Raw genomic sequence first — 20840 nt, 5'->3', positions numbered from 1 at the left:
GTCTAGTACCTTTAAGTACTTGAAGAACAACTTACAAGATATAGTATCCTTCAGTAAGCACATTATCGGAAGTACCCACTTTTTTGTGATATAGTAACTAAAAAGTAATAAATGTGGAATGGAGAGCTTTAGACATGAAAAAATTTAGCTGTGGGTTTGAAGTGACAAAGGAAGTTATTGGCGGAAAATGGAAAGGCCTTGTATTATACTTTTTAATGAATGGACCAAAGAGAACGAGTGAATTAAAGCGCATTATCCCAAATATAACTCAGAAAATGCTGATTCAAACACTTAGAGAGCTTGAAGCCAGTGGACTTGTGAGCAGAAAGATGTATAATCAAGTACCGCCGAAGGTTGAATATTCATCCACTGAACTTGGAGAATCTCTTAAACCTATCTTGCAGGAGCTCTGTCAATGGGGAGGCTATTATGCGGAGCAAGAGTATGCAGAAGGTGAATATGAAATTGTACAACCAGAACAACTAAGTTAGGATTGATGTAGCTGCTGAAGTAAATGCTAAACAACTTCAATACCATCACCTAACAGATGAAGAACAGTCAGAAATAAATGAGATATTCAATTTTGAAAGTGAAGTTCTAATAAGAAGTGTCATCGACTATATTCAGGAGAATTGATGAAATTCAAAAAAGAGCTGTTTCAAATGTTAAAGAGAAGGTTCAGAAACTTAGCCAAAAAATAAATGAAGATATTGATAATAATATTTAATGCCTATGATCTCTAGATAGGCATTTTTTCTTTCGGATAAAAAAGAAAAGACGTACAAATTGTACGCCTTAATCTGCTTCTGTACTATCAATTTTTCACTGCATAAAAGTCACAGTTCAGGTTGCACCTCAGGTCACACTTTTTAATACAATTCCCATGAGTAGAGCCATTTTCAGGTGTGACTTTTCCCACTTTTATTGAGCTTAGTGCGGGTCACACTTCGCTGTGACCAGGTCACATTTCCGCTGAAAATTAACGCTGAATGTTCGGATTTTACTGTGACTCCACTTCCTTTTACACTCCGTATCACACAACGGAATAATTAACGATTATCAATTGTCTCCGGATACAAATCATGGTTCATCATACGGTATTCGGCCATTTTCTCATACTTCGTGCCAGGCTTTCCGTAGTTTGTGTACGGATCAATGGAAATTCCGCCTCTTGGCGTGAATTTGCCCCATACTTCAATGTAGCGCGGGTCCATTAATTCAATCAAGTCGTTCATGATGATATTCATGCAGTCCTCGTGGAAGTCACCATGGTTTCTGAAGCTGAATAGATACAGCTTTAATGATTTGCTTTCAACCATTTTTTCATCAGGAATGTAGCTGATGTAGATTGTCGCAAAGTCAGGCTGGCCTGTTTTAGGACATAAAGATGTGAATTCCGGGCAATTGAATTTTACAAAGTAATCACGGTTTACATGTTTATTAGGGAAGGATTCCAGCACGTCCGGTGCATATTCGAACAAATAATTTGTACCTTGATTGCCTAGCAATGTTACACCTTCTAATTCTGATTCTTTTCTTGTCGTCATGTTCATCTTCCTTTCTATTATACTCCGCGTTTGTTGCCCCATAACAGGGTGTGCAGCTGCGGGAGCACTCTGACGAGATTCAGCTCCGCATCGACAGCTACCTTATCAACAAGCGCTTCATATTTTCCAAGCAAATGTGCAATCAGTGACTGATCATCTGTCGTATGCACGTCATCATTTCCGACTTGTAAATAAAACGGGATTCCCGGATACCGCTTGTGCACAGTTTTGGCAAATTCCAGATCTTCATCATTAAAGATGACAACCTTCAAGCTGACAGCATGCTGTCTATCATTCTCTTGAAGTGAAGTTAAAATGTGGTCAAGCTTTTGAAAGTTCGTTACCATTTTTGAGCTTGGCGGTTTTGGAGAAATTGTCAGGTCATCAATCAGCGTAAACCAATCCTGATAAACGGTCCCTTGAGTTTCAAGCGCTGCACGGATGTTATTTTCCTTCAGCAGTTCAATAAAAGCATCCAGCTGTTTTAACAGAGCCGGGTTGCCGCCTGAGATCGTCACATGAGAAAACGCATCTCCCCCAATGTCCTTAAGCTCCGCAAAAATCTCCTCCGCCGTCATCCAGCGAATATCTTTTTTAGCAGACCCGTCCCAAGTGAAAGCGGAGTCACACCAGCTGCAGGAATAATCGCAGCCGGCTGTCCGGACGAACATCGTTTTCTGTCCGATCACCATGCCTTCTCCTTGAATCGTCGGGCCGAAAATTTCTAATACAGGAATTCCTTTAGCCATTCAAACCACCCTTTTTCGGACGGTAGACACAGTAGCTTGTCGGTGTTTCACGGACAAACACCTGTACACAGGTCGGCTTATTCTCCAAAGTGTCTAAATAAGCCTGTACGTTGTCATAAATCGTTTTCGCCACGACTTCAGTTGTCGGCAGCGAATACCGGTCGTCCTGAGAAAAATCTTCATGATCATTTAATAGCGTGTGATCATAGTTTCCGTGCACCAGTTTTTTGAGTACGCTGAAATTGACAAGAAAGCCTGAATCGTCAAGTTCGTCGCCGGCAACGGTTATATTTACGGTATACGTATGCCCGTGAACCCTGCTGCACGCTCCCGCACTTTCCCGAGGGATAAAATGAGCGGCTGAGATATGCATGTCCTTATTCAGTTCAAACGAATAAGGATGCTGGGCCTGCGGATAAATTTGAGATAACAATTTATGCACGCTCTCCTTTCATCACCATATATTCTTCATAACCTTTTGAACGAAGGTGACATGCCGGACATTCGCCGCAGCCGTCTGCGATGATGCCGTTATAGCATGTCAGCGTGTTGTTTTTCACAAAATCCAGCGCGCCAAGCTCATCTGCAAGCTTCCACGTTTCCGCCTTATTGAGCCACATGAGAGGCGTGTGGATCACAAACGGCTTCTCCATTGCCAGATTTACCGTGACATTGCAAGATTTCACGAATTCGTCACGGCAGTCAGGATAACCACTGAAGTCTGTCTCGCAAACTCCTGTAATAATGTGGCGCGCGCCAATTTGGTAAGCCAGGATAGACGCAAAGGATAAGAATACCAAATTGCGGCCTGGAACGAATGTGGATGGCAGTTCGCCGTCTTTTACTTCTATCTCAATATCATTTCTAGTCAGGGCATTCGGTGCAAGCTGATTTAAAAGTGACATATCAAGCAAATGATTTTTCACACCAAGCTTTTCCGCAATGGATTTTGCCACTTCAACTTCCTGCGAATGTCGCTGATTATAATGAAAAGTCACCGTTTCGACTTCTTCGAATTCTTTTAAGGCCCACAGTAAGCATGTTGTGCTGTCTTGACCGCCGCTAAATACGACAATTGCTTTTTCTTTTTTCATGATTCCTCTCCTTCTCCGCAATAAAAACGCCGGCGAGAGACATCGCTACAGCTAATTCACGCAAAAAAACACCTTTTTTCGGAAGGTGCTCTAGAAAAACATAAAAAAGGCCGTATCCAAGGATACAGCTCGTCCTTAGTTTTTTATAGAGGGTGTAGCTAGAACCTCTCCCGCATATCGCACGGATTTTCTTCAATTTTTTCACTTCTGCTATCTTACCATAATGATGTTTTTCTTGACAATAAAAAAGTCAGTCCCCGGTTCCTAGATCAATTATCGCTCTATAGTGACGGTTCGTTTCATTATATATATTTATAAACTGCGCCGCCGAGGAGCTTTTTTGCAAAGCAAAGCGCCTATGAAGGCCAGGCTCACATAGCCAAACAAGGGATAAATCGTTGAAATAAGCCTGCCGTACCCTATTTGGCTCGTAATATAAGCCGTGATCATAATGGCTGCAAAGATATATTTGCTTTTCACTGGAAGAAAGCTTTGCACTTGTTTTTCTAATCCATATAGATTACCGATAACTGATGTGAACACTTCTCCGAAAATAATGAGTAAATAAATCAAATGGACAGATCGTGCAAAGAGATAAACCACTTGCGCCATCGGTATATCATACAAAAATACATCCGGAAGAGTCGACAAAGACAGAAAACTCGCGGACAGCACAATCGTCAGCATCGTGCCTCCGATTAAAGCGCCTTTTTTTATCACTTTCTCCGATGACATTTCATTCGCCAGCGGAACCAAAACAGCTTGGGCAAGCGATAAATTTAAAGCCCCGTAAGAAACTGCTGATAACAGCCAATCCCAGCGATGCGGCCAGACCCACTGAGCTGCGTTTCGTGATTCGCTGAATATAAAAGAGTCGGCCACCACAATCATTGAAAAGATGATTAAAAGAGGAACAACAAACACATTGACACCGAAAATGCCTTTTACTCCTCTAGTCATCACAATTAAACTCAGACCGATTGTAATGAGCATCCCAATCTGAGCGGACATCCCCAGCTGTTCCTCAAAAAGCGCCCCTGCCCCTGAAAGCATAACAGATGTAACTCCAAGGAGAACAAACAGCATAAATACATTGATAATCCGCCCAGCCGTCGCCCCGAACAAAAATATGTTCATTTCTTGATATGACTTGGCATTGATTCGCTTTGAAATGATCATCAGCTTGGCCCCCAGTAACGTAAACATTCCGCCGCTGACGAGAATGCCGAAAAAACCGAACCAGCCGAACTTCAGAAAAAACTCAACAATTTCCCTCCCAGTCGCAAATCCAGCTCCGACTACTGTGCCGACATACACAAAAGCAAGCTGACTTGCAGACCCTTTTGATTGTTCCATTTCTTCCCTCCGAACGAACCGCAGTTTTGTCCATATATGCCTTTTTATAACCTATGAGACAAGTTCCTTGAAAAGACGAAGAAAACATGTTTTACTTTGTAACAAATCAAAAATTTTTGTGCATAAGACTTGAAAGTCAAAGATAGTCAGAGTATACTATTAATCAAAGTTGGTCAAACAAACCGGCCTTTTTTAAAAATCAATTGGTCAAAGATAGTCAAATATTCAGTCTGCTTTGAGCATATTGGTTTGAATGCCGTTAAGTTTGCCGTATACTAATAGTCAAAGAAGGTCAAACCCAATAGACCTTTTTATTCACTTTCATTGGTCAAAGATGATCAAATTATTAAGGAGGTTTTGGCAAATGCGTTGTCAACATTGTCATCAAAACGAGGCGACGATTCGCCTTAACATGCAAATAAATTCCGTTCATAAACAGATGGTTCTTTGTGAAACTTGCTATAACGAACTGACCCGTAAACCTTCAATGAGTATGGGTCCTCAATCTTTCGGATTTCCGTTTGAACAGGCATTCCAGCCGAAAGAACAGAGCGCAGCAAAACAAAGCGAAAAAAAAGGGTTGCTTGATGAGCTGGCTCAAAATATTACAAACGGTGCAAAAGCCGGTCTCATTGATCCCGTCATCGGCCGTGATGATGAAGTGGCGCGAGTGATCGAAATTCTAAACCGCCGAAACAAAAACAATCCGGTTCTTATTGGTGAGCCGGGTGTAGGGAAAACTGCCATCGCTGAAGGGCTCGCTTTAAAAATTGCTGAAGGTGATGTTCCAAACAAACTAAAAAACAAAGAGCTATACTTGCTTGATGTTGCATCTCTTGTTGCAAACACAGGGATCAGAGGCCAATTTGAGGAGAGAATGAAACAGCTGATCACTGAGCTGAAGGAACGAAAAAATGTCATTCTGTTCATTGATGAAATTCACCTTCTCGTCGGCGCAGGCTCTGCAGAAGGATCAATGGACGCCGGCAACATTCTCAAACCGGCCCTAGCCAGAGGCGAACTGCAAGTCATTGGCGCGACAACACTGAAAGAATATCGTCAAATCGAAAAAGATGCCGCGCTGGAAAGACGTTTTCAGCCTGTCATGGTGCAGGAGCCTTCAATTGAACAGGCTATCCTCATTCTGCAAGGGATTAAAGACAAATACGAGGCGTACCATGGCGTAACATTCAGTGATGAAGCAATCAAAGCATGTGTCACTTTATCATCCCGCTACATTCAGGACAGACACCTGCCGGATAAAGCAATTGATTTATTAGATGAAGCAGGTTCAAAAGCCAACCTGTTAATTGATGAACTGAATGATGAGGATGCCGCTGAACGCTTAACTGCAATTGAAGCCGAAAAAACAAAAGCCCTGGAAGAAGAAAATTACGAACTGGCGGCAAAACTCCGTGATGAAGAACTCGCATTGGAGAAAAAACTGAACAGCTCCTCCGCTCATACCGCTGTCACTGTGGAAGCTGAGCACATTCAGGAAATTGTTGAACAAAAAACAGGCATCCCTGTCGGCAAACTGCAGGCAGACGAACAAACGAAAATGAAAGAACTCGAAGCAAAACTTCATGAACGCGTGATCGGACAAGAAGCCGCTGTTCAAAAAGTGGCAAAAGCGGTAAGACGAAGCCGCGCCGGATTAAAATCCAAAAACAGACCAGTCGGCTCCTTCCTCTTCGTCGGTCCTACCGGCGTAGGGAAAACAGAGCTTTCTAAAACACTGGCAGATGAATTATTCGGCACAAAAGACGCTATTATCCGACTCGATATGAGCGAATACATGGAGAAACACGCCGTATCTAAAATTATCGGTTCACCGCCTGGATATGTCGGCCATGAGGAAGCTGGACAATTAACTGAGAAGGTGCGCCGCAATCCTTACAGCATTGTGTTGCTGGATGAGATTGAAAAAGCACACCCAGACGTTCAGCATATGTTCCTGCAAATTATGGAAGATGGCCGTCTGACAGACAGCCAAGGCAGAACTGTAAGCTTCAAAGACACTGTGATCATCATGACAAGTAATGCGGGTGCTGGTGAGAAACAAACGAAAGTCGGTTTCCAATCAGATGACAGTGTCATCGAAGAACAAACATTAATTGATTCACTGAGCATGTTCTTTAAACCTGAGTTCCTCAACCGTTTTGACAGCATTATTGAGTTCCGCTCATTGGAAAAAGAACATCTTGTCAAAATCGTCAGCCTTCTTCTTGGAGAACTTGAAGAAACATTGGCGGAACGGGGCATTAGCTTGAATGTGACAGATGAAGCGAAAGAAAAAATCGCTGAGCTGGGCTACCACCCTTCATTCGGTGCACGTCCGCTTAGAAGAACCATCCAAGAATGGGTTGAGGATGAAATGACCGATCTGCTGCTTGATAATGGCGAGATCACAAGTTTTCACGTGATTTTAGAAGATGATAAAATCAAAGTGCGAGCAAAATAACAATCAGCGGTTTCCTTTTAGGAAGCCGCTTTTTTTTATACTTTCATACTCTTGACTTAGAAATTACCGTCCCTTCTCCTGAAGCGCTACTTCCCTTCATCCTTTACACTTTTTTAAGGAGGGATGGAACATGTTTATATACAGTGAATATGTATTTCTACTATTATATGAATACCATCTGAAGGACAGCTTGCAAGCAAGCTGCTAATTTCAGTAGACCCCCGGGCTTTTCAATTTTGGAGAGCCCGTTTTTGTTTATTTCTCCCTTCTATGCCTCTTCCTTGAATATTTCATGAACAAATTCACAATGTCCCTAAAGTTCCGGGCACCAAAACCGATATTAACCATAGACAAGCTAGTAAAAAAGGATTTGGTGAAAACTATGGATAAAACTTCGTTAATCGGTATTATTCTTGCTTTTGTGGCATTGAGCGTCGGGATGGTTCTGAAAGGCGTCAGTTTCAGCGCCCTTGCAAACCCCGCTGCCATTTTAATTATTATCGCCGGGACAATCTCAGCAGTCGTTATTGCGTTCCCAACAAAAGAAATTAAAAAAGTGCCTACGCTGTTTCGAGTGTTATTTAAGGAAAATAAACAGCTCACAATAGAGGAACTCATTCCTATGTTCTCTGAATGGGCTCAGCTTGCACGCCGCGAAGGTCTGCTTGCTTTAGAAGCAAGCATTGAGGATGTAGATGATGCTTTCTTGAAAAACGGGCTCAGCATGGCTGTTGACGGGCAAAGCGCGGAATTTATAAGAGATATTATGACAGAGGAAGTCGAAGCAATGGAGGACAGGCACCAAGCAGGAGCCGCTATTTTTACACAAGCAGGAACGTACGCTCCGACACTTGGAGTACTCGGCGCTGTAATCGGGCTGATTGCCGCTCTCTCTCATATGGATAACACAGATGAGCTTGGACACGCCATCAGTGCTGCCTTTGTTGCCACACTTCTCGGTATCTTTACAGGGTATGTGTTATGGCATCCTTTCGCAAATAAATTAAAACGAAAATCAAAACAGGAAGTAAAACTGCGTGAGGTCATGATTGAAGGTGTTTTATCCGTTTTAGAAGGACAAGCACCGAAAGTCATCGAACAAAAGCTTTTAATGTATCTTCCTGCGAAGGACCGCTTGAAATTTGCAGAACAAGGAGAGGCGCAAAATGGCGAGAAAAAAGAAGAAGAAGCATGAGGACGAGCACGTTGATGAATCATGGCTCGTTCCTTACGCCGACATCCTTACTCTTCTCCTGGCATTGTTTATTGTGCTGTACGCGAGCAGCTCGATTGACGCAGCTAAGTTTCAAATGCTCTCAAAATCATTTAATGAAGTTTTTACAGGCGGAACCGGTGTACTGGACTACTCCAGTGTCACTCCTCCTGAAAACGAGTCAGACGGCATCGATGAAGTGAAAAAGGAAAAAGAAGAGAAAGAGAAAAACAAGAAAGAAAAAGAAAAAGCAGCTGATCAAGAAGAACTTGAAAATGTGAAGAGCCAGGTGGAAAAGTTCATCAAAGATAAAAAGCTGGAACATCAGCTGGAGACGAAGATGACTAGTGAAGGCCTTCTGATTACGATTAAAGACAGCATCTTCTTCGATTCTGGAAAAGCGACCATCCGTAAGGAAGATGTGCCGCTTGCAAAAGAGATTTCAAATCTTCTTGTGATTAACCCGCCAAGAAATATCATTATCAGCGGACATACTGATAATATGCCAATTAAAAATTCTGAATTCCAATCAAACTGGCATTTAAGCGTCATGAGAGCGGTAAACTTTATGGGGCTCCTGATTGAAAACCCCAAGCTCGATGCAAAAGTGTTCAGCGCCAAGGGTTATGGCGAGTATAAACCGGTGGCTTCCAATAAAACTGCGGAAGGCCGAAGCAAAAACCGGCGGGTTGAAGTTCTCATTTTGCCGAGAGGCGCAGCGGAAACAAATGAAAAATAGCAAAAAAGGAAGCCTTGTGACATATCAGGCTTCCTTTTTTTACTTATTATGAAACTGTTTTGCGTTTAATCCTACTCTTTTTAACATTTCGGTGCACATCTCTACCTCTTCTTCGCTTAATACGCTGATCATTTCATCAATTTCAGCAGCGTGATCAGGGAAAATATCGTTCAAAAGACCGATGCCTTTTTCAGTAATTTGCGCAAATGTCACTCGTCTGTCTGTAGGAGACGCTTTCCGAATGAGAAGTTCTTTTTGCTCCAGCTTATCTACAACGTATGTGATGCTCCCGCTAGCCAAGAGAATTTTATCTCCTATCTGCTGCAGCGGCTGATCGCCTTTATGGTACAAAAGCTCTAGCACAGCAAATTCAGTCGGATTCAGCCCATGCTTATGAATATGCTTATTCATATGATCGTTAATAGACCGATACGCGCGCGACAGCACGATAAATAACTTCAGTGATTTTTCTGTCATGTCTCAATCATCCTTTTAGAAACCGTTACAGAGAAACATTAATAAACAAAGACCAAAATGTCAATAAAAATCTTTCCAATATTTCTCTTCTTTTTTAAAATGTAAGCTTGCCAACATCTTTTTCTAATTTTTTTGGTTATTTTTTCTTATTAAAGAAGAAGAAACAATGATATAATACCTCTAATCAGGTGTATGTTGGAGCGATGCAAATTGAAAATACTAAAAGGCGCCTGCGGGAGAGTCAAACTTTATATCATACTGGTCGTGATTCCGGCAATCGTCATCAGCTTTTTCGTATATGAAAAAGAAAAAGATACAATAGCTGCAGAACATAAACAAGAAGCAAGTGTCCTGCTAAACCTTCACCGCAACAAAATCAATTATTTAATCGGAGAAACAATGGCGAGAATGACCTCCTTGTCCATCGCCATCGACAGACCGGTTGATATAAAGAAAATGCAATCAATTTTGGAAAAGACCTTTGATTCAGAGCCGAGATTTTCCGGTCTCTATTTTCTCAATGCCAAAGGAGACGTCACCGCAAGCACAACCGAATTAAAAACGAAAGTAAACCTGGCCGACAGATCTTTTTTTATAAAAGCAAAGGAAACTAAAAAGACAGTCATTTCAGATAGTTATTCGAGCAGAATTACTGGTCAGCCAATTTTCACAATTTGTGTGCCTGTTTTGGACTCAAAACGTAATGTGACAGATTATCTTGTCGCAGCTATTCAAATTGATTATTTGAAAAATCTCATTAACTTACTAAGCCCTGATGTTTATATTGAAGTTGTGAACCAAGACGGGAAAATGATTTTTGCGAGCGGACAAGCCTCTCATGCAGAGGATCAGAAACCTGTCAGCGGATATCTGGATGATATCAGCTGGAATATGAAAGTCTATCCGAACCCGGTCACAATAGAAGAACTGTCGAAAAGCCTTGTGCTTCCGCTTTCATGTATTATTGTTCTGCTGAATATCCTTTTTATTCTCGTGCTGTATTATTTGCTGAAGCGGCAGACCCAGCTGGAGCGCTCAGAAAACGAGGCGCAAAAATTAGAGCTGATCGGGACGCTTGCTGCCAGCACAGCCCATGAAATCCGTAACCCCCTCACCGGGATAAGCGGCTTTATTCAGCTGTTGCAAAAGAAATATAAAGGTGAGGAAGATCAGCTTTACTTCTCCATTATCGAACAGGAGATAAAGCGCATCAATCAAATAGTGAGTGAGTTTCTCGTTCTCGGCAAGCCGACAGCTGAAAAATGGGAGCTGAACTCACTTCAGGACATTATCGGAGAAATTATGCCGATCATTTATTCTGAGGGCAATCTATACAATGTTGAAGTCGAATTACAGTATCTAACCGAGCAGCCCTTACTCGTAAAATGTACAAAAGATCATATTAAACAAGTGATTTTAAATGTAGCAAAAAATGGCCTCGAGTCAATGCCTGAAGGAGGCAAACTGACGATCTCCCTAGGAGCTTTAGATAAAAAAGCCATAATCAAAGTTGTGGATAACGGTGAAGGGATTTCTCAGGAAATGCTGGATCACATCTTCCTTCCCTTTGTTACTTCTAAAGAAAAAGGAACCGGTCTCGGCCTTGTTGTTTGTAAACGGATCGTGCTGATGTACGGAGGCTCTATTCATATTGAAAGTGAAGTGCGAAGAGGCACAGAGGTGACGATCACCCTCCCCGTATCCGCATCATAGCCCCCCTGACCATGTCAGGAGGGTTTTTTATCTTCGTGATCGGGCATTGCCATTCGATTTGCTTGCTGGTCTTCCAGAAAAAAGGATTTTGATGAAACGCAACAGCATTTTCAAAAGCAAAAAAAACATAAAAAATACTAAAAAACCCTTTATACCTTCCGTGGCATCTAAAAACTCCATATTCCCTCTCCCCGTCACCTTTTGCTGAATCTCAATCGCAAATACGATGACAATGATGACTGTAACGGTATAGATAAAGGACAAGGCTGTCATACTCCATTTAGAAAGCCATGTAAACACAGCGTGAGTGACGCCGAAAAAGAATATGCCAAAAATGCCGATCACCCAAAAATGCATTTCTTTGTCAGTTAAATGAATGCCAAATATTCCGCATAAGGAAATAAAAGCATCATGAAATTGATTGACCATTTCGGTAATGAGAATCGCCAGTTCCTTCATTAGTTCCCTCTTTCATATGAATTTTTTCCAGAAAAAAAGAGCGCTTCCGAAAAGCTCTCTCTTTATATATGCATCTGATAGGCCGCTATTTATTTGCATCATATGCTGGCATAACATCTCTGCGGGGCCACAAGCCTAATTTCTTTACAAGGCCTTGAATCCCTTGGGAATGTTCGTTTTCTTGCATAAGCTGATGATATTCATTTATTAAACAATCCAGCTCCTGACTGTGCCTGATCGTGTCATGCCCTGTAAATCCCTGCTTTCTAGCGGCATCTATCATTAACTTTCTTTTTTCATCAATAGACACCAACAATCTTTCTTGTTCAGAAGAACCGCCCATTCACTTCACCCCTCGCCGCTAAGAAATAGGAAACAAGTTTGATTGGGTTATTGTGCATTATTACAGATTATACTTTATTTGTAAACATATTTTCATTAAATAAGTTAATTTTTCAGGTATAATAGATATATTGATAGGATTAGAAGAACAATACCCAGGTGAAGAATATCTTAAACACGCCGCCAGGCAGGAGGTATGCCCAATGAAGAAAAAGAAAGCAATAATGCTCGGAGCGGCAGGCGGAAAAGCGATTTTAAAGAGGAAAAACCGAAAAAAATGTATCCAGCACATCACTACTTTTTTTCAGATGCTTCGCGATTGGCGAAATGGCGACTACCCTCGTTCACAGGTTAAAACACTTTTGCTGTTAACTGCCGCAATCCTGTATATCGTCATGCCGCTCGATATCATTCCAGACGTAATCCTCGGTCTTGGATTCATTGACGATGCAGCTGTTTTAGGTTTGATTTGGACACTGATTAAAAAAGAACTGTCACAATATGAAAAGTGGCGTTTGCAATAAATATAAAAAGCCCCGTTCGATGAACGGGGCTATCTCACGCTTATTGATTCACGCTGTCTTTTTCATAAATAGGAACCCAGCCTTCAGTTGTGACAAAAATTCTCACCGCGACAACTTTGCGGTCCTCCTGAAGCGTGAAGTAATGGCGGATATTCTCAGGCACGGAGATTAAATCTCCAGGGTTTAAACGGACATCAAAAAACGTGCCGTCCTGGCCTTGAATGACAAAAATACCGTGTCCGCTTACAATAAAACGAACCTCATCGTCTGTATGGTGATGCTCTCTTTTAAAGTTTTCAAGCAGTTCATCAAGTTTCGGATTGCTGTCTGACAATGAAATAACATCCTGTGCTTTATAGCCGCGGCGGGTTGAGATATCTTTAATTTCAGTTTCGAAGGTATCAAGAATTTGCTGTTTTTCTTCTTCTGTCAGGTCATATTTCTCTGAGAGATGTTCCGGAAGCCTCGTGATATCCCATTGCTCATAAATAACCTCTTGACTGTCCAGAAAGCTTGCCACTTCCTCTTGATTTTCAATCGTTGTATTTGCCTCATCATGAATTCGAATTGTAGCCATTTCAATTCCTCCTTTTATTTAACCAGCTGATGCTCGAGTGTTTTCAATTTCAAATGGTAGCTGAACAAAAATTCATACGCTTCAAGCACTCTTTTTGCCTCAAATGCTGTTTTCCCCCAAGCCGTAATACCATGATTTCGGATCAGAACAGCTCCTGAATCTTCTGAAATCTCTTCCGCAAACAGTGCCGCTAGCGTCGGGATATGTGCCGGATTTTCTATAATCGGAACGGTCACTTCTGCGTTCTCTTCCCACAAGCCGAGTGCTTTTATAATTTCCTGGCCTTTGAATGTGATTTTCTTTTGGTCTCCGTATAACTCTGAAATCACATTATTGTTTACCGTATGGACATGCAGGCAGCATCCGGCATTGGTTTTATTGTACAAATGTGTATGCAAAAGCGTTTCTGCTGACGGTTTCAGAGAATGCCCGCTTTCAGCAGGCTCTCCGTTTTGATCGACCAGCAGAAAATCTTCAACCGTCTCTTTGCGTTTATCTTTTCCGCTTGCAGTGACGAGAAATGTTAAAGGCTCATCTGTAACCTTAATTGACAGATTGCCGCTAGTCGCCGGAAACCAATCTCTCTCTGCCAATTCCCGTTTTACTTCAGCGAGCTCTCGCCAGCGTTCTTGTTTTGCAGCCATTCCTGTACCTCCTTTACATTCTCAATTTCCTTTCTGATCTCATAAAAATCTTGATACGGAAGATGATTGAGGTTTTGCTCCCGGCATTCGTTTAATAAATAATCCCTTGCAAAGCATAGGTCAGACAGCTTTGCTGCCTCCACATCTGTAACCGAATCACCGATCATGATGATATATTGGTTCGGTTCAGAAAGTTCATGGATGACCGACGGCTTACAGCACCCGCATTGATTGCTGCATGTGCCCTTGCAGGAATGAGGCCAGTCAATATGGATATAGTCATTGTCAAATGAAGCATGGTTGCAATAAATGCGGTCTTTCTCCACAATGCCTTCAAGCAAAGGATATACAAAAAAGTCCATTCCACCGCTTATGACATAAAACGGAATCTCGTGCTCATTGATAAATGCTACAAATTCCCGAAAGCCTTCCCTGATTTTTGCATCTTCCAATACAAAACTTGTAATCTCTTCTTTTAAACTGCTGGGCAGAAGGCCGAACATCCGCCCGACACCTTCCTTGATTGACAGCGTTTTGGAAAGTACGCCGTCTTTTAATGCCATCCACTCTGGGGGAGCAAATGTTTTCATGATATTTATAATGTTGTCGTTCATCGTGATTGTTCCGTCAAAATCACAAATAATAAAAGGTTTTCGAGTCGTCATACGGCTTCAGCCTTTCCCCATTTATCTAGCGCAAGCTTAAGATCCTTGCATTGTTCGGCTTTTTCATCAATCGGCTGGGCCTCTAGGACCGCATCAATAATAGCTCTGAACGCTCGCCCCCCGCCTTGGGCACCGTTCGGATGTCCATGTACGCCTCCTCCGGCGTTAATAATGTGGTCTATGCCGAAATCACGCATTAATAGCGGAACCATGCCGGGATGAATGCCTGCTGACGGAACAGCAAATGTTTGGTTAAAAGCATCCTCTCTCACACATTCTTCATGAATCGCCAGTGCATCTGCTCTTGGAAGCGCAACCGAACCATATGGAGACGGAAAGAGGCTGAAGTCAGCACCGCAATATCGGTTTAATTTTCCGAGTAAAAGAGCGTGAGAAAAACCGTAAAACGGAGAAGACGTAAACGCTCCGCTCACTGCTGGATGCGCCATAATCGGAACTGGGATTTCAGGATCTTCTGCAAGGCCTTGCATAACGTCCAAGCCGTAAGCGAAGACATTAAACAAAAGCGCATCCGCTCCCAATTCGGCGGCGCGTCTCGCTTTGTCTTTCAGATCAGCCGTACGTCCGGTCAAATTCACCGCATACAGCGTTTTATGTCCGGTTTGTTCATACGTTTCTTTCAATATTTGCTTTCCTTCTGCAATTCTTGTTTCAAAAGGCGCTAGACCAGTCTCAAAGAAAATTTCATCGTCTTTAATCAAGTCAACTCCGCCAAGCGCCTGCTGCCGGAGCTGTTCTTTAATATCACTCAGGTCCCTTCCGATTACGCCTTTAAATATGCTCATTAACAGCGGTCTCTCAAACTCTCCCAGCAGCTTCCGGATGCCGTATACGCCAAACTTCGGTCCCGGCAGTGCACGCTTAAATGCTTCAGAGAAGTGAAGATCGATTAATTTGATTTTTCCGTCCAGGGACAGCTTGCCAAACACTGTTGTCAGCAAAGCCGGAATATCCTGAGAGAAATTGATTTCAGGATAGGCAATTGTGATGACCGCTTGTTTTTCTGATGCAGCAGTTCCCTCTCTCTCCTCAACTTTTATCACCCGCCCCTTGTGCTTTTGCATTTGCTCCTGTTTTACAAGGGGCAGATCAGTCCAGGAGCCTACTGTCAATCCTGTTGCGATTTGTTCTGCTTTCTTCTCTGTATCGGCTCCCGGTTCGGTCAGGAGATATGTCGCTAATAACTCACTCATGCCAGAGCTCCTTTCATTTTCATCCATATCAAAAAACCTCTTCAAACTGCAATCGCGTCTAAAGAGGTTTCGTTTCTCGTCCGAATCTTATCTCTCAGCCGCTAGCTGCAAGAATTAGCACCGTGCTTTATAAGTCGGTTGCCGGGCTTCATCGGGCTCGTCCCTCTGCCTGCTCTTGATAAGAAAATATAGATTTTATAAATTATTTTGAATTATCCCATCGTTATAAGGTCTTGTCAATGCTTTTTTGGGTAAACAGGTTCAGTTTGCCAATTCGATAAGCGGCTTCCTTAAGTCTTTCTTCACTTGTTAAAAGTCCGACTCTGACGTAGCCCTCGCCATATTCACCGAAGCCGTTTCCAGCCGCAACTGCCACATTCGCTTTTTCCAGCAAAAGATCTGAGAACTGCTCAGAAGTATAGCCTTCAGGCACAGGCAGCCATGCAAAAAAAGAACCTGCGGGAGCTGTTACATCCCAGCCGATTTCCCGGCATGCCGTGATCCAAGCGTTTCTCCTGCTCTCATACCTGGCATTTTGCTCTGCCACACACGTCTGATCGGCTAACAGTGCCTCTGCTGCAGCCTCCTGAGTCGCTCTGAAAAGACTGACAAACATATGGTCTTGATAAAGATTGATCGCTTCAATGACCGAAGCGTTTCCGACGGCAAAGCCAACCCGCCATCCTGCCATATTATACGTTTTTGACAGCGTGTAAATTTCAATTCCGATATCCTTCGCACCTTCAGTCTGCAAAAAGCTTAAAGGCTTGCAGCCGTCAAATCCTACAGCGCCGTAAGCAAAATCGTGAACGACGCAGATTCCGTTTTCAGCCGCAAAACGCACGGTATCTTCAAAGAACTCGGAAGTAGCAACAGCTCCAGTCGGATTATTCGGATAATTCAAATACATCAATTTCGCCTGTTCCCTTATTTCAGCGGTTATGCTGCTGTAATCAGGGAGAAACGCTCTGTCCTTTACGAGCGGCATCATTTCCATCTTTGCTTTTGCAAGTGTGACACCCGACCAGTAATCAGGATAACCCGGATCGGGAACTAAAATCGTATCACCGGGATTCAACAAGCATTGCGGGAGCTCGACTAGACCGGCTTTTCCGCCGAATAATACAGCGACTTCGGTTTCCGGATCCAGATCAATGCCGTATTCTCTTTTGTAAAATGCAGCAGCCGCTGACTTCAGACGGTATGAGCCGCGAAAAGACGAATATTTATGATTCTCAGGATCAGCGACAGCTCGTTTCATCTCCTCAACAATATGCTCAGGAGTCGGCTGATCTGGATTTCCCTGTCCCAGATTGATAACGTCATGTCCTTCTGCAAGCTTTCGGTTCACTTTCTGCACCAGAGAAGCGAAGAATTGTTTAGGCAATTCCTTCAATACATGAGACTGTTCAAATTTCATCTATTCTCACCTTCTAAAAAAATCTTGAAATGATAGTCCATCATCATATATGGTTAAATGAAAAAAGTAAAGAAAAATTTGGGGTGTTAAAAAGATGAAATGGACGATATCTTGTCTTCAATTTGATATTTCATACGGAAAACCTTCGGAAAATATAAAAAAGGCTGAATTTTTCATCGAAAAAGAAAGCAAACATGCTGATGTTCTTGTTCTGCCTGAATTATGGACGACCGGATATGATCTGGCCAATCTTGATGAACTCGCTGACGAAGACGGCCGCTCCGCTCAGAGCTGGCTGAAGAAAACGGCAAAAAAACATGGTGTTCATATTGTCGCCGGATCGGTCGCTGTCAGGAAGAATTCTGATGTTTATAATACAATGTACATCGCGGATAAGGAAGGGCAAATCATTAAAGAGTACAGAAAAGCCCATCTTTTTCAGCTGATGGATGAGCATCTGTATTTATCAGCCGGTTCCGAAGACGGATACTTTGAGCTTGACGGCGTCAAAAGCTCTGGATTGATCTGTTACGATATCCGTTTTCCGGAATGGATCAGAAAACATACGACAAAAGGCGCCAACGTGCTGTTTATTTCTGCGGAATGGCCTCTTCCCCGCCTTGATCATTGGAAAAGCCTGCTTATTGCGCGGGCCATTGAAAACCAATGCTTTGTCGCAGCCTGCAATTGTACCGGTTCAAATCCGGATAATGAATTTGCAGGACATAGCCTGATTATTGATCCATGGGGACGTGTACTTGCTGAAGGCGGCCGGGAAGAAGGCATAGTCCGAGCGGAAATCGACCTTCAAGAAAGCGCAGAAGTTCGGGAGAGCATTCCTGTTTTCGATGATATCAGAAAAGATTTATATTAAAAAATATATTGACAACTAACTAAATTACCTGTTACCATGTTCATCAACTGATAAATTAGAATTGTCAAACAAGTGAATATATTCTCTTATCGAGAGTTGGGCGAGGGATTTGGCCTTTTGACCCCAACAGCAACCGACCGTAATTCCATTGTGAAATGGGGCGCATTTTTTTCGCGCCGAGACGCTGGTCTCTTAAGGCACGGTGCTAATTCCATTCAGATCTGATCTGAGAGATAAGAGAGGCGGACATAGATGTTAAGCCTCCTTCTCTCTGAGAAGGAGGCTTTTTTACGGCCACATATTAATTAATTACATAATTGGAGGTTATGATGATGGGAGTCACAAAAACACCTTTATACGAAACGTTAAATGAAAGCTCCGCTGTGGCGTTGGCGGTGAAGCTTGGCCTATTTCCAAGCAAAAGCACGCTGACATGCCAGGAGATCGGAGACGGCAACTTAAATTACGTTTTTCATATTTATGATCAAGAACATGACAGAGCATTGATCATTAAACAGGCGGTTCCGTATGCAAAAGTGGTGGGAGAAAGCTGGCCGCTGACAATCGACCGTGCAAGAATCGAAAGCAGCGCTCTCATCCGTCAGGGCGAGCATGTGCCTCACCTGGTTCCAAGAGTGTTTTATTCTGATACGGAAATGGCGGTTACCGTCATGGAGGATCTCTCTCACCTCAAGATCGCAAGAAAAGGACTCATTGAGGGTGAAAACTATCCTCATCTGTCGCAGCACATCGGTGAATTTTTAGGAAAAACACTTTTCTACTCATCAGATTACGCGCTTGAACCTAAGGTGAAAAAACAGCTTGTTAAACAGTTTACAAATCCAGAGCTATGCGACATTACGGAAAGACTTGTTTTTACAGATCCTTTCTTCGACCATGACACAAATGATTTTGAAGAAGAGCTTCGTCCTTTTGTCGAAAAGCTTTGGAATAATGACAGCGTTAAAATCGAAGCCGCTAAGCTGAAAAAGTCATTTTTAACGTCTGCAGAAACGTTGATTCATGGTGATTTGCATACAGGAAGCATTTTCGCAAGTGAGCACGAAACAAAGGTGATTGATCCTGAGTTTGCTTTTTACGGACCGATCGGCTTTGATGTAGGGCAATTTATCGCCAACTTATTTTTGAACGCACTCAGCCGTGACGGGGCTGACAGAGAGCCGTTATATGAACATGTCAACCAGGTCTGGGAAACGTTTGAAGAGACGTTTAGTGAAGCCTGGCAGAAGGACAGTCTGGATGTTTACGCCAACATCGACGGTTACCTCACTGATACGCTCAGCCATATTTTTGAAGAAGCAATCGGATTTGCGGGCTGTGAGCTGATACGACGCACGATCGGCCTTGCCCATGTAGCTGACCTGGATACGATCGTGCCGTTTGATAAACGAATCGGCAGAAAACGCTTGGCGCTCGAAACCGGCACAGCCTTTATCGAAAAACGTTCGGAATTCAAAACGATAACAGATGTTATTGAATTATTTAAGTTACTTGTAAAGGAATGATCTATTCATGACCCATTCATTTGCTGTTCCACGTTCTGTTGAATGGAAAGAAACAGCTATTACCATTTTAAATCAGCAAAAGCTTCCTGATGAGACGGAATATTTGGAGCTGACGACGAAAGAGGATGTATTTGATGCGATTGTCACGCTCAAAGTAAGGGGCGCTCCGGCGATCGGCATTACAGCTGCCTTCGGACTGGCGCTTGCTGCCAAAGACATTGAAACAGACAATGTCACGGAATTCCGCCGCAGACTGGAAGACATCAAACAATATTTAAACAGCTCACGGCCTACCGCCATTAATTTGTCATGGGCGCTTGAGAGACTGAGTCATTCGGTCGAAAACGCGATTTCCGTAAATGAAGCAAAAACAAACCTTGTCCATGAAGCCATTCAGATTCAGGTCGAGGATGAGGAAACGTGCCGGTTGATCGGCCAAAACGCCCTGCAGCTTTTCAAAAAAGGCGACAGGATCATGACGATCTGCAATGCCGGCTCAATCGCGACAAGCCGCTATGGAACGGCGCTAGCTCCGTTTTACTTGGCCAAACAAAAAGATTTGGGATTACACATTTATGCCTGTGAAACAAGGCCTGTCCTGCAAGGTTCACGCCTTACTGCTTGGGAGCTGATGCAGGGGGGCATTGATGTCACTCTGATCACAGACAGCATGGCCGCCCATACGATGAAGGAAAAACAAATTTCCGCTGTTATCGTCGGAGCCGACCGAATTGCAAAGAACGGTGATACGGCAAATAAAATCGGCACATACGGTCTTGCTATTTTAGCAAACGCCTTTGATATTCCGTTTTTTGTCGCCGCACCTTTATCTACATTTGATACAAAGGTCAAATGCGGCGCTGATATCCCGATAGAGGAACGAGATCCCGAGGAAGTCAGGCAGATTTCCGGAGTTCGGACCGCTCCATCCAATGTGCCTGTCTTTAATCCCGCTTTCGACATTACACCTCATGATCTCATTTCAGGAATCATCACAGAAAAAGGGATTATGACCGGAAACTATGAAGAAGAGATTGAACAGCTGTTTAAAGGAGAAAAGGTGCATTAAAAAACCGCTGGACTTTGCTCATTTGGAGCCGAGTCAGCGGTTTTTTTGTTTCTTTTTGTTAACATTGATGATTTCATCTTTTTGAGCGCTTGATAAGATATGCAGTTTCACAAACAGTTCGGCAAAAACGGCAAGTTTCTCAGAGCGGCTCGGCTTCAATTGCTTTGTCCTCCT

The 20840-nt window shown here is 42.9% G+C and carries 23 protein-coding genes and 3 riboswitches; of the genes, 9 read left to right on the top strand and 14 right to left on the bottom strand.

Annotation, left to right across the window (positions count from 1 at the left end; translation table 11 throughout):
• Positions 1–134: 134 nt before the first annotated feature.
• On the top strand, positions 135–491 hold the full coding sequence (locus NST22_RS07460; protein WP_003245808.1) for a winged helix-turn-helix transcriptional regulator: 357 nt from the start codon (positions 135–137) through the stop codon (positions 489–491).
• A 558-nt stretch (positions 492–1049) separates the two neighbouring features.
• Here NST22_RS07460 and queF read toward each other — a convergent pair.
• From queF to NST22_RS07435, 5 genes are all read right to left on the bottom strand, one after another.
• Positions 1050–1547 carry a preQ(1) synthase gene (gene queF, locus NST22_RS07455; protein WP_003218613.1) on the bottom strand — a complete coding sequence of 166 codons (498 nt, stop codon included), beginning with the start codon at positions 1545–1547 and terminating at the stop codon, positions 1050–1052.
• A gap of 17 nt (positions 1548–1564) precedes the next feature.
• Positions 1565–2296 (bottom strand): 7-carboxy-7-deazaguanine synthase QueE, encoded by a 732-nt coding sequence (queE, locus tag NST22_RS07450; RefSeq protein WP_003232460.1) that lies wholly within the window; start codon positions 2294–2296, stop codon positions 1565–1567.
• Complete coding sequence (gene queD, locus NST22_RS07445; RefSeq protein ID WP_003232462.1) at positions 2289–2738, bottom strand: 6-carboxytetrahydropterin synthase QueD; 450 nt, start codon at positions 2736–2738, stop codon at positions 2289–2291. The genes queE and queD overlap by 8 nt, the downstream gene beginning before the upstream one ends.
• The gene (gene queC / locus NST22_RS07440; protein WP_003245417.1) at positions 2731–3390 is read right to left on the bottom strand and encodes a 7-cyano-7-deazaguanine synthase QueC; all 660 of its coding nucleotides are present in this window, start codon (positions 3388–3390) and stop codon (positions 2731–2733) included. The genes queD and queC overlap by 8 nt, the downstream gene beginning before the upstream one ends.
• 129 nt (positions 3391–3519) lie before the next feature.
• Positions 3520–3564: riboswitch (PreQ1 riboswitch) on the bottom strand.
• Positions 3565–3702: 138 nt separating this feature from the next.
• Positions 3703–4746 carry a hypothetical protein gene (locus NST22_RS07435; protein WP_003244712.1) on the bottom strand — a complete coding sequence of 348 codons (1044 nt, stop codon included), beginning with the start codon at positions 4744–4746 and terminating at the stop codon, positions 3703–3705.
• A gap of 364 nt (positions 4747–5110) precedes the next feature.
• Between NST22_RS07435 and clpE the strand changes: the two genes are divergently transcribed.
• From clpE to motB, 3 genes are all read left to right on the top strand, one after another.
• Entirely contained in the window at positions 5111–7210 is a 2100-nt protein-coding gene (clpE, locus tag NST22_RS07430) for an ATP-dependent protease ATP-binding subunit ClpE (protein WP_009967104.1), read from the top strand.
• Between the two features lie 382 nt (positions 7211–7592).
• The gene (motA, locus tag NST22_RS07425) at positions 7593–8405 is read left to right on the top strand and encodes a flagellar motor stator protein MotA (protein WP_003244739.1); all 813 of its coding nucleotides are present in this window, start codon (positions 7593–7595) and stop codon (positions 8403–8405) included.
• Positions 8377–9162, top strand: a complete 786-nt coding sequence (gene motB / locus NST22_RS07420; RefSeq protein ID WP_003232473.1) for a flagellar motor protein MotB — start codon at positions 8377–8379, stop codon at positions 9160–9162. The genes motA and motB overlap by 29 nt, the downstream gene beginning before the upstream one ends.
• A 39-nt stretch (positions 9163–9201) precedes the next feature.
• Here the strand turns inward: motB and mhqR are convergent, their stop codons facing one another.
• Positions 9202–9639 carry a MarR family transcriptional regulator MhqR gene (gene mhqR / locus NST22_RS07415; protein WP_003232475.1) on the bottom strand — a complete coding sequence of 146 codons (438 nt, stop codon included), beginning with the start codon at positions 9637–9639 and terminating at the stop codon, positions 9202–9204.
• A gap of 192 nt (positions 9640–9831) precedes the next feature.
• Here mhqR and kinD point away from each other — a divergent pair, with 192 nt between their 5' ends.
• Positions 9832–11352, top strand: coding sequence for a sporulation kinase KinD (kinD, locus tag NST22_RS07410; RefSeq protein WP_010886497.1), 1521 nt, complete (start codon positions 9832–9834; stop codon positions 11350–11352).
• Between the two features lie 27 nt (positions 11353–11379).
• On the opposite strand, the gene NST22_RS07405 is transcribed toward kinD, so the two are convergent.
• Together NST22_RS07405 and spo0E are read right to left on the bottom strand one after the other, a co-directional pair.
• Complete coding sequence (locus tag NST22_RS07405) at positions 11380–11811, bottom strand: hypothetical protein (protein WP_003245685.1); 432 nt, start codon at positions 11809–11811, stop codon at positions 11380–11382.
• Positions 11812–11896: 85 nt separating this feature from the next.
• Positions 11897–12154 (bottom strand): aspartyl-phosphate phosphatase Spo0E, encoded by a 258-nt coding sequence (gene spo0E, locus NST22_RS07400; RefSeq protein ID WP_003218598.1) that lies wholly within the window; start codon positions 12152–12154, stop codon positions 11897–11899.
• Between the two features lie 202 nt (positions 12155–12356).
• On the opposite strand from spo0E, the gene NST22_RS07395 reads away from it, so the two are divergent.
• Complete coding sequence (locus NST22_RS07395) at positions 12357–12677, top strand: YkvA family protein (RefSeq protein WP_003232481.1); 321 nt, start codon at positions 12357–12359, stop codon at positions 12675–12677.
• Positions 12678–12717: 40 nt separating this feature from the next.
• On the opposite strand, the gene mtnD is transcribed toward NST22_RS07395, so the two are convergent.
• From mtnD to mtnE, 5 genes are all read right to left on the bottom strand, one after another.
• Positions 12718–13254, bottom strand: coding sequence for an acireductone dioxygenase (gene mtnD, locus NST22_RS07390; RefSeq protein ID WP_003244952.1), 537 nt, complete (start codon positions 13252–13254; stop codon positions 12718–12720).
• A 14-nt stretch (positions 13255–13268) separates the two neighbouring features.
• Positions 13269–13898: a methylthioribulose 1-phosphate dehydratase gene (locus NST22_RS07385; RefSeq protein WP_003244782.1), complete on the bottom strand. Its 630-nt coding sequence runs from the start codon at positions 13896–13898 to the stop codon at positions 13269–13271.
• On the bottom strand, positions 13856–14563 hold the full coding sequence (gene mtnX, locus NST22_RS07380; protein ID WP_003245748.1) for a 2-hydroxy-3-keto-5-methylthiopentenyl-1-phosphate phosphatase: 708 nt from the start codon (positions 14561–14563) through the stop codon (positions 13856–13858). Before mtnX ends, NST22_RS07385 begins: the two co-directional genes overlap by 43 nt.
• Positions 14560–15777 carry a 2,3-diketo-5-methylthiopentyl-1-phosphate enolase gene (gene mtnW / locus NST22_RS07375; RefSeq protein ID WP_003245108.1) on the bottom strand — a complete coding sequence of 406 codons (1218 nt, stop codon included), beginning with the start codon at positions 15775–15777 and terminating at the stop codon, positions 14560–14562. Before mtnW ends, mtnX begins: the two co-directional genes overlap by 4 nt.
• A gap of 84 nt (positions 15778–15861) precedes the next feature.
• Positions 15862–15962: riboswitch (SAM riboswitch) on the bottom strand.
• Between the two features lie 38 nt (positions 15963–16000).
• Positions 16001–17197: a methionine-glutamine aminotransferase gene (gene mtnE, locus NST22_RS07370; protein WP_003244774.1), complete on the bottom strand. Its 1197-nt coding sequence runs from the start codon at positions 17195–17197 to the stop codon at positions 16001–16003.
• 94 nt (positions 17198–17291) lie between these two features.
• On the opposite strand from mtnE, the gene NST22_RS07365 reads away from it, so the two are divergent.
• The 3 genes from NST22_RS07365 (at position 17292) to mtnA (ending at position 20666) form a co-directional block, all read left to right on the top strand.
• Positions 17292–18071: a carbon-nitrogen family hydrolase gene (locus NST22_RS07365; protein ID WP_003232495.1), complete on the top strand. Its 780-nt coding sequence runs from the start codon at positions 17292–17294 to the stop codon at positions 18069–18071.
• Between the two features lie 83 nt (positions 18072–18154).
• Positions 18155–18311, top strand: a riboswitch (SAM riboswitch).
• Between the two features lie 92 nt (positions 18312–18403).
• Positions 18404–19597, top strand: a complete 1194-nt coding sequence (gene mtnK / locus NST22_RS07360) for an S-methyl-5-thioribose kinase (protein WP_003244973.1) — start codon at positions 18404–18406, stop codon at positions 19595–19597.
• A gap of 7 nt (positions 19598–19604) precedes the next feature.
• Positions 19605–20666, top strand: a complete 1062-nt coding sequence (mtnA, locus tag NST22_RS07355; RefSeq protein WP_003232498.1) for an S-methyl-5-thioribose-1-phosphate isomerase — start codon at positions 19605–19607, stop codon at positions 20664–20666.
• 33 nt (positions 20667–20699) lie between these two features.
• Here the strand turns inward: mtnA and NST22_RS07350 are convergent, their stop codons facing one another.
• Positions 20700–20825, bottom strand: a complete 126-nt coding sequence (locus NST22_RS07350) for a hypothetical protein (RefSeq protein ID WP_003232500.1) — start codon at positions 20823–20825, stop codon at positions 20700–20702.
• Positions 20826–20840 lie beyond the last annotated feature (15 nt).

The sequence above is a fragment of the Bacillus sp. PS237 genome, from assembly GCF_037963345.1.
GTDB classification, from domain to species: Bacteria; Bacillota; Bacilli; order Bacillales; family Bacillaceae; genus Bacillus; species Bacillus subtilis.
Note: the sequence above shows the minus strand (reverse complement) of the source record. Positions and strands in the feature narration are given on the sequence as shown.